Source organism: Microvirga arvi (assembly GCF_016892765.1).
Classification (GTDB): domain Bacteria; phylum Pseudomonadota; class Alphaproteobacteria; order Rhizobiales; family Beijerinckiaceae; genus Microvirga; species Microvirga arvi.
The window spans coordinates 1-2,044 of sequence record NZ_JAFEMD010000159.1 but is presented as its reverse complement, the minus strand read 5'-3'; the positions used below and the strand labels follow the sequence as shown (position 1 = coordinate 2,044).

2 protein-coding genes are annotated in these 2,044 nt (G+C 59.5%); one reads left to right on the top strand and one right to left on the bottom strand.

Annotated elements, in window-relative coordinates:
- Window positions 1–441, top strand: a 441-nt coding sequence (locus ILT44_RS30245; protein WP_204243308.1) for a CBS domain-containing protein, incomplete at its 5' end; no start/stop codon positions are given.
- A gap of 448 nt (window positions 442–889) precedes the next feature.
- On the opposite strand, the gene ILT44_RS30240 is transcribed toward ILT44_RS30245, so the two are convergent.
- Entirely contained in the window at window positions 890–1,927 is a 1,038-nt protein-coding gene (locus ILT44_RS30240; protein ID WP_204243309.1) for an IS110 family RNA-guided transposase, read from the bottom strand.
- Window positions 1,928–2,044 lie beyond the last annotated feature (117 nt).

The following is a 2,044-nucleotide window of genomic DNA, read 5'->3' as shown; positions in this document are numbered from 1 at the left end:
TGCCCCATGACTATCGTGCGGCACATTCTGGACAAGAAGGGCCAGCTCGTATGGACGATCCGGCCTGATGACACAGTCTTTGCGGCAATCGAAGAGATGGCCCGCAAGGATGTGGGCGCCCTCGTCGTTGTCGAGAATGGTGATCCGATCGGCATCTTCACAGAACGCCACTATGCCAGGGACGTGTTCTTGAAGGGCCGATCATCGCCGACGACGGTGGTCAAGGACGTCATGCGAACCGGCTTTCCATATGTCACGCCTGAACGGACGGTTGAGGAATGCATGGCGATTATGACAGCCGAGCGAGTGAGACACCTTCCCGTCATGGATGACGGTAATTTGGTTGGGCTGATCTCTATTGGAGATCTGGTCAACAGCATAATAGAAGATAGGGAGTTTGTCATAGATCAGCTGACGAACTATATCACACGAACGAGATGATCCGGCTAGATGAACCCTTTTGCTTTGTGTCTCGGAACTGAGACGTGGAGAGCATGGTCTTGATAGCTCCGCCTCTTGGATCCTTATGAGAGCGTAGCCAGGCACTGAGATCCTCACCGAAGGTCCACGTAACCGCCCTGCAGGATAAGGGCACTTCTCTATTCGGCGGTTTAAGGTCAAGCGCTTTCGGGCTGTTTTACCGCTCCGATGTCTGATGTCACTCGCGGGTCTTGCTTTTCTTCGGGATCAGCTCTCGGGCTCTCCCATGATGGGATCAGAAGAATGAGGTGGCCCAATCTGTTGCGCGTTCTGATCGCGCAAAACGCGATCGACACAAGTGCCCTAGCGAACTCACCTCATCCATCGCCCCGCGAGGGACGTCTCTCCACCGGCTGGCGGAAACTCGTCTACCTTTCTGTTCGTGTGACAGGCTGTTCCAACAGGCCGATCAGGCGGTCGCCACGGCACTCTCCCTGGTCCAGCGGAACTCGGTGCCATCACTCCAGAGGCGGTGCATGATGACGGCCAACCGGCGCGCCAGAGCCACGATGGCCTTTTGCAGGCCGCGCCGGCGGGCCACGGTCATGGCCCAGGCCTTCAGCCAGGACCATTTCTGCACCCGGGTCAGCAGCACCTGGGCCGCCTCATAAAGCAGCGCTCGCATCATGGCGTCGCCGCACAGTGAGACGCGTCCGATGCGATTGCTCTCGCCGGACTGGTTGAGAACCGGCGTGAGCCCCAGAGCTGGGCCAACGGCCTTGGAATTCTTGAACCGTGCCGGAATGTCGATCGTGGCGCTAAAGGCCAGCGATACCACGGGACCGACACCCGGAATGGTCATCAGGCGCCGGCAGACGTCATCGTCCCGGACGATCGCCAACACTTTGCGGTGAAGAGTGGCGAAGCACTCCCGCAGGCTCTGACGGGCCGCGAGCAGGCAGGCTATGATTTCAGCCAGATCCGGAAGACCGGCCACGAGCTCGCGGATCCGGTCCTCGAACCTGACCTTGCCAATGACCCCGACCTTCAGGCCGAAGTTGCGCAGCAGACTGCGGATGTCGTTCTCAATGGCAATGGCTTTTTCCTGCAACAACTTGCGAGCTGTCAGCAGGGCGCGTCGGTTCTGGCTGGCTAGGGTCTTCACATGGACGGGCCGGAACAGGTTGACGCGCATCATCTGAGCGATGCCGCGAGCATCGTTGCGGTCGGTCTTGTTCACCTGCGCCTTCAGGAAGGCCTTGGTGTGGCGCGTCTCGATGCAAATGACCAGCAGCCCAGCCATGGCCAGCCCGCTGTAGAGCCACTGGGACAATGGGCCGGCTTCGAGCCCGACCCGCTCGAGCCGCCAAGCCGGATCCTGGAGCACCCTCACCAGGTCGTCTGGATGGCTGGTCACCTTCAGTTCGCGACAGACCTTGCCCGTCTCGTCCAGAATGCACAAAGAAGTCTCTTTGACGGAGACATCGAGGCCGGCATAATGCTTCATGCTGCGCTTCTCCCACTGATGCTTGTGGCTGGTCCTGCCCAGACCACGTTGTACCATCAGCCTGAAGCGCAGCACCTCCGACAGTCCAGCGGGGTGGCGCAAAGCCGAATACCCCAT

Coding starts and splice junctions, on each gene's coding strand:
- ILT44_RS30240 (WP_204243309.1), bottom strand. CDS start 1,927: ATGAAGCATTATGCCGGCCTCGATGTCTCCGTCAAAGAGACTTCTTTG.